Annotated in this window: 7 protein-coding genes and 1 pseudogene; all 8 read right to left on the reverse strand. The window is 33.3% G+C overall.

The genetic code is table 11. The features are described 5' to 3' along the window. Window positions 1-358 (reverse strand): stealth family protein (locus HSISS2_RS03535; protein ID WP_042766973.1); only part of this gene is annotated, 358 nt, incomplete at its 3' end. Further along, the gene (gene glf / locus HSISS2_RS03540) at window positions 355-1,455 is read right to left on the reverse strand and encodes a UDP-galactopyranose mutase (RefSeq protein WP_021145430.1); all 1,101 of its coding nucleotides are present in this window, start codon (window positions 1,453-1,455) and stop codon (window positions 355-357) included. The genes glf and HSISS2_RS03535, both read right to left, overlap by 4 nt. A 10-nt stretch (window positions 1,456-1,465) precedes the next feature. Beyond that, a complete protein-coding gene (locus HSISS2_RS03545; RefSeq protein WP_021145431.1) occupies window positions 1,466-2,881 on the reverse strand; it encodes a flippase in 1,416 nt (471 codons plus the stop codon). Further along, window positions 2,882-4,040: pseudogene (locus tag HSISS2_RS03550) on the reverse strand (polysaccharide polymerase). Between the two features lie 256 nt (window positions 4,041-4,296). Then, on the reverse strand, window positions 4,297-5,142 hold the full coding sequence (locus HSISS2_RS03555; protein WP_021145434.1) for a glycosyltransferase family 2 protein: 846 nt from the start codon (window positions 5,140-5,142) through the stop codon (window positions 4,297-4,299). Between the two features lie 34 nt (window positions 5,143-5,176). After that, on the reverse strand, window positions 5,177-6,040 hold the full coding sequence (locus HSISS2_RS03560) for a DUF6625 family protein (protein WP_240472050.1): 864 nt from the start codon (window positions 6,038-6,040) through the stop codon (window positions 5,177-5,179). Window positions 6,041-6,101: 61 nt separating this feature from the next. Further along, window positions 6,102-6,743, reverse strand: coding sequence for a DUF1919 domain-containing protein (locus HSISS2_RS03565; protein WP_002888643.1), 642 nt, complete (start codon window positions 6,741-6,743; stop codon window positions 6,102-6,104). Between the two features lies 1 nt (window position 6,744). Continuing rightward, the coding region (locus HSISS2_RS03570; RefSeq protein ID WP_134981488.1) for a glycosyltransferase family 4 protein at window positions 6,745-7,062 on the reverse strand (318 nt) is incomplete at its 5' end.

The raw sequence follows: 7,062 nt of genomic DNA on the forward strand, positions 1-7,062 counted from the left end.
CCGATAATCCTTCAATGCGATGGAGATTAAGTTCAATAGCAGCAGAATTATAGGTAGGTAGGTACTCTTCAGGCATAAATTCCTTATGAGTAATCCATCTAAGTTTTGGATGCTCCAAGTTCAACCAGTCCGGTTTTTGTCCGTTAGTGATTAAATAAACATTATTTACCCAAGTAGCATGTTTTTCAATCATTCTAAACCAATAATTAAAAATACCATAGTCACGATAACGTTGCTCTCCATCAATTTCTTGGTTCCAATCTGAAACTTGACCGGAAACGGCTTGTTTCTCACGGATAAACTCCGGGTTACTGCCATCTACCCAGAGGACAACGATATCAATTTTTTCTTCTGTCATTTACTAAATTCTTTCTCTACGACTTCTAAGGCACGCTCAATGACTACGTGCATGTCGTAGTATTTATAGTCTGCTAGGCGCCCACAGAAGATGACTTTGTCATTTTTAGCTGCTTCTTCTTGGTACTTGGCAAACATAGCATTATTTTTAGCATCATTGATTGGGTAGTAAGGTTCATCTCCCCGTTTCCAATCTGCTGGATATTCACGGGTAATCACTGTCTTAGGCTGCGTACCATACTCGAAGTGCTTGTGCTCAATAATACGAGTATAAGGAATCTCACGCTCTGTATAGTTAACTACTGCGTTACCTTGATGGTTTTCCTCATCTAGGACTTCGTGTTCAAAATGAAGACTACGATACTCCAGTTCTCCATGTTTATAGTCAAAGTACTGGTCAATCATGCCTGTGAAGACAACCTTTTCAGCTGAACTTTCCAGTTCTTCACGGTTGGCGAAGAAATCAACCCCAAGCTCTACTTCCACATCGCCAAGCATATTTTCAATGATGACATTGTAACCACCGATTGGAATCCCTTGGAAACGATCATTAAAGTAGTTATTATCAAAAGTCAATCGGACCGGAAGACGTTTGATGATAAAGGGGGGAAGGTCTGTAGCAGAACGTCCCCACTGCTTTTCTGTATAGCCCTTAATTAACTTTTCGTAGATATCTGGACCAATCAACTTGATAGCTTGTTCTTCAAGATTCTTTGGCTCAACATCTTTCATATCAGCTGTTTGTTCTGCAATCTTGTCCTTAACTTCTTGAGGTGTCTTTGTCCCCCACATGGCATAGAAGGTATTCATGTTGAAAGGAAGATTGTAAAGACTACCCTTGTAGTTAGCTACTGGAGAATTAATATAGTTATTGAATTCAGCGAACTGGTTAACATAGTCCCAGATTTTTTTGTTGGACGTATGGAAAATGTGAGCACCGTATTTATGAACATTGATGCCTTCAATATTTTCACAGTAGATATTACCACCGATGTGATCACGCTTGTCAATCACTTTTACCTTTTTGCCACGTTTTGTAGCTTCATGTGCGAATATAGCGCCAGATAATCCAGCACCAACAATAAGATAATCGTACATAGTTTACTCCTTAGTTTTTCATTAACTGTTCCTTCAAGTCTCTCACATCAAGGGCACGTAAAACAACAATCAAAATTAAATAAATGATGGCTCCAACAAAACCATCTACTGCTACGTTTAGCATAGGTTTAAATTGAACAAAGGTTCTAAAGACAAAAAGTCCAAGATACATCACAACTGATGCAATGATAATTTTAGACATAGCAGGAAGGATAGAAACATCTTTCATAAATTTTCTTGCAAAATTAAGCTGAATCACCCAAACCAAAGCTTCTGTAAGAACGGAAACAATGGAAGCCCCAATGAAACCAAATGGTGGAATCAATAAAAGGTTAAGTCCCACACTAACAAATGCTGGAATCGTTGTAGAAAGCATGAATTCACGGTGCTTATTATGCGGAATTAAAATCTGAATTCCCATGATATTTGTCCAACCAATAAAGAACATCCTAAAAACCATGATGGCAATGGCAATATTAGCTGCTTGGAAGTCCTTTCCTAGGAAAAAACTAACAAAGTCTTTATTGACAACCAAGAGACCAGCAATAATTGGGAAAATGACGAGATTATAAATCAAGAAAGAGAATTCATGCATCTTGTTAACAGCCTTATAGTCTCCACTAGACAAAAGACCAGATACCCTTGGAAGCATTACACTTCCCAATGAAGTCACCAACGTCAACAAAATATTAATAATTTTCAAAGCCTGATCATAAATCCCTACATCATTTGTCGATGACAAGGCCCCCAACATAGTACGGTCCAAAGTCACATAAAGTGAAATAGCAATCTGAGGCAAGAACAGTAAAATAACTGGCTTAAGATGCTTCTTAGCAAAAGACAAATCAAATTGAGGCTCACCAATATATGGCCTTGCTGGGAGCCACATGCTTAATTGTCCTAGTAATTCAAAAAAGGTTAGTAGAAACACATAGAGGTATAAATCACCGGAAGTTTTTACAAATAAGAAAATGGAAATAACTCCTAAGAGTTTAACTGTTGTGTTTCTTGCCGTAATACGACGAAAATCCTCCAAACCTTGGAACAACCAAGAAATATCCATTCCTTTAGATACTAAACTAAGCCCAAGTATATAGGCCACCATGTTTTGCATTGCTGGCAAAAATAAACACAAGAGCGCATACAAAAGAAGTGACAAAAAAGTGGCAATCAATTGGAGGGTATAAATACCCCAGAAATTTTTCCGAATATCCTTACGATTACTAGAAATTTCCTTGGTCCCGTAGTTAGCAACTCCTAAGGTCGCTAAGAGAATAAAGTAGGTCACAATAGAGTTAAAGTAACCATAGGTACCTAAATCTTTAGAACTAAAAATCCTAGTTACATAAGGTGTCGTAATAATTGGTAACACAATGACCAATAATTGGTAGGAAAGATTATAGGCGTAATTCTTTAAAACTTTCATTTATAGTATCTCTATTTTATTTTCCTCATCATTTATTTCTTTTATCGAAATTAAACTTGCAAATAATGTAAACATGAAGATGTTGTATCCTGGTCTAATCCAAAATGCTTCTATCATACAATTAATAGTTATTAAAGAAAGTAATGATAGAAATAACATTTTACCTTCTTTGTAAAATCTCCTGGATGATAAAACATAAACTAATACAAGTAAGACTACAGGAACAATTCCATAGTAGAATAACATTTGAATATAAGAGGAATCAACATAATTATAACTGAGTACTGACTCTGTAGTACCTCCATAACCAATAAATTTTACATTATTAGTTCCAAAAAGGTGTAACTTGTATGTATCAAGGGCATTTTTACCCAAAAAAAGTCTCATACTGAAGAAATCGTTCAACTTAACAAAAAATGGGGAAGAAAAAGAAAAATGAGAAGACAAATAAAACATCAATGATGAAAAAATTGCCGCAGAATAGGGTAGTATGTAATAAACTTTAAATTTCTTTTCTTTAGTATAGTACATTACTAAAAAATAATTACAGCTATCAAAATAGACATAGAATTCAATCTAGCATCACAAAATTTGATAATAAAGGCTGATAAGGCTACTCCAACTGCCACCCTAAGCCAAATATACTTCTCTCTAAGTAAATATCCCCAAGCAATAAACAAATAAAAACAGTGTGAGGCAAAATCTGTAGGATAAATGAAGCCAAATGAATTTCTTATAACTAAACCAGAAGATCTAACTTGGGCAAATTGTAAATTTGGTAGAAGACCAATTATTGAAAGTAAGAATATACCTATGACAATTGAACCAGCAATAAACACGTAAGTTTTTAAAATAACATCTACATCAACATCATAAAGTAGTAAAATCAATAATGAGTAAAGAAGAAAATTGGTAGCACCAGTTTGTAAAAAACACATAAACTTGTTACGATTAAAAGAATTCCTGAAACAATGAATGATATACTAAAATTTTTAATAAATAAAAATCTTAGTGACAACACCAATGCAACACCAATCAAGAGAATAGTTGGTAATTGAGGGAGAGTTTTATTTAGAACCGAAGTCATAATAACATCGTACCCTACAATTACCGATAAGACCAAAATAACCAAAAGGTTCTCAAACTTAATTTTTAACATAATACCCTTTTACCGTTTATAAGAATAGCTAATTTATTTAAAAGCAATTTTACGTAAAATTGGATTCATTTTCATTTTTTCAATAAAGATGACTGTCCGAAACTTTTTTTGGGTAAGAAGATCAATACTCAATCTTCTAAGAAAAGAAGAAATATTTCGCTGTCTCAATAACATATTATAAGGACCAATGATTTGATCTCCATTCCCTGAAAAATATTGTCAAAAGCTTTATTTGAAATAATGGACTGTAGTAATTCTATTTTTCTTGTCTTTTCAACTTTAAATTAGAAATCTGGAAAACTGAACTTATGATAATTTTGGTCTTAATATCCTGCATTAATGTAGCATCTTCTAATTGGAACTGTTCAAGCAATTTATGTAATTCTTGAAGTTCATCTAATTGAAATTCAATTCTTTTAGGATGATAACTCGTCAGTGCAGAACCACTTCTACCTGCAATATAATTATAGAGAGTCGAATCAATAAAAAGAATGTTATCTAATTGTTGATAAACTTGGAAATTAAATAAAGTATCTTCCCCTATTGGTTTACTAGGAAACTTAATATTATTTTTTAGAATAAATTCTTTGTTATAAATTCTCGACCAAACATTATACATCATATCAGTTTTAAAAAGCTCTATGAAGTCATTCCTAAACTCTTCCTTTTTAAGAAGTCCTAGGTGCTGATAAGAATGAGAACGGCAAGACAAAATAGTGTTATTGGTTTCTTTAATTTCATTGTAACCAAAACAAAGAACATCCCATTCTCTATTAAGATTAGGACATATCTTCTCAAAGAAATCATCTGATAAGAAATCATCTGAGTCCATAAAGTACAAATATTCACCCCTCGAGAGAGAAATCCCTAAATTTCTAGCTTCCGAGACTCCGTTATTCTCAATATGTCTAACAAAAATATTTGAATAATTATCTTGATACTCATCACAAATCGCACCACTCTGGTCGGTTGAATCATCATCAATTAATAGAATCTCATACTTAATTGGTGACGATTGCATAAGTATGGAATCTAGGGCTCTTTTTAAATAACCTTCAACATTAAATACAGGAACAATTATGCTCAAATCTATATTATCCATTAACTCTTCATCCTTAATTTATGACGAATAAACTCTAGTGTCCATTTTTCTTTTTAAATTTCTTTAATATTGTCGATTTAACATATGCCCAATAGAATTTATTTCTTGTTACTTCTAAAAGCTCTTCCTTAGAAATTTTCTCTCCAATAACTAATTGATTTGGTATAACATAAAATGAATCTACTAGTCTAAACTCAGGACACTTAATCACTCTCTTTTGGAAATGTGCATATAGAGGACGATTAACCTTTATATTACCGTCGATTAAATTTATTGATTCCAAACCATTTTCCTCTGACCAAAAATAATAGCGTTTAGGTTCATTTTCACCATATTCTCTAAATGAGAAATGACTAATATCAATATCATCAAAAAACTTATCTTGCAGTTGTTTGAAATTATTTTTTTCAAAAATCTTTTGGATACCATCTGCCTCATCAAAAATAAAATTTTGCTCACTTGTAAAGATATTGTGAAAATCCAGTCGATAGTTTAAACCTTGGCCAGACATAAATATATGATTAACTTCCTGTGAATTTTTAAATATTTGGAGATGACCTAAAAGGCCATATCGAGAATAGTCATTCTCAAAAAAGCTATGTTCTTCCAGAAATTGATAAATATCACCAAGTAAGACATCTGTATCACAAAATCCCCAGTAGTCATATCCCTTCAACTCCTCTTCAAAGATAAATCCATAAGCAACTTTATAGTCACATAATTTATAAGGTGTTTTGAGAGAAATTTCAAAATCAAATTTAGACTGAACTTTTTTTCTTAAATCATCAAACGAAAGAGTCTTAAATTCAATATTCTCAGCGTTCAAAATTTCAAATTGGTCAATATTTTGATCAGTATAAATTAAGAAATCAATCTTTTGATTACGTTTGGCGGTCAACAAAAATAAGGGAAAAACTTTGGAAGTTTTCCAAAGTACGGAATAATGAGTCTTATCTTTTTCATTTAGTTAAATCCTCTCCACCCTTATTCAACCAAGTCACAGCATTAAAATAGTGGTGGTAAGTTTTTAAATCGATACCGACATGACCTTGCTTTTCAGCTGATTTGAAATGAACCAAGGAAGGTAGGTCACTATAATTCTTAGAAGAGAAGATGACTTTGCTTTTGTAAGGAAGTTCTTCAAACTCTTTCATAAGCTCGTAAGTACAAGCATCGTTATCGTTGAATTTGAAATACATATTATCCCAATGAATGCGTGCCAATCGACGTTGCCATTTTTGAGTCGCTTCTTCTTCATCTGCATAGTGCAAAAAATGAAGTTCAATATCATCAAGAAGTGCTAGAGGATAGGCATTATCAAAGTCTTTGATGTATTTCGATTCCTTAACGAATTTCAAGGGGATATCTCCACTCAAATAATGTTTTAGATTCTTGAGCATTTTGATGTAATCAGGTGAAAAGACAAACATTCCAACAAAAGGCGTTTGATAAGGTAGTCCCAACTCCTGATAAACCTTCCCAGCCCAACAATTATCACAAATAATTGTGAAATTCTTATTCTTAAGTCGTCGTCTTGGGATAAAATTAATAATTGGATAAACGATTGGTTTTAGTTTATTCTTTAGTGTTTCACTGTTCATATTAGTACTTCTTATATAATTCCGAGAAATTACGAATATAACTTTGTAATGAAAAGAGTTCTTTTTGGCGTTTGACAGATGCCTTGCCAAATTGTTCTCGCTTCTCGGTATTATCCGCTAATTTTTGAATTGCCTTAGACAGTTCTGAAGGCTGATTTGGAATAGCAAGAAGGCCATTTTCACCTTCTTGCACCATTTCACAAACGCCACCATGACGGTAGCCAACGATGGGTTTCCCACAAGCCATTGCTTCTAAAACTACAGTTGGAAGTGGATCAGGATTGGTACTTGGCAAGACAAAGATATCAAACATATTATA

This window comes from Streptococcus sp. HSISS2, from assembly GCF_000448665.1.
In the GTDB taxonomy this organism is placed as follows: Bacteria; Bacillota; Bacilli; order Lactobacillales; family Streptococcaceae; genus Streptococcus; species Streptococcus raffinosi.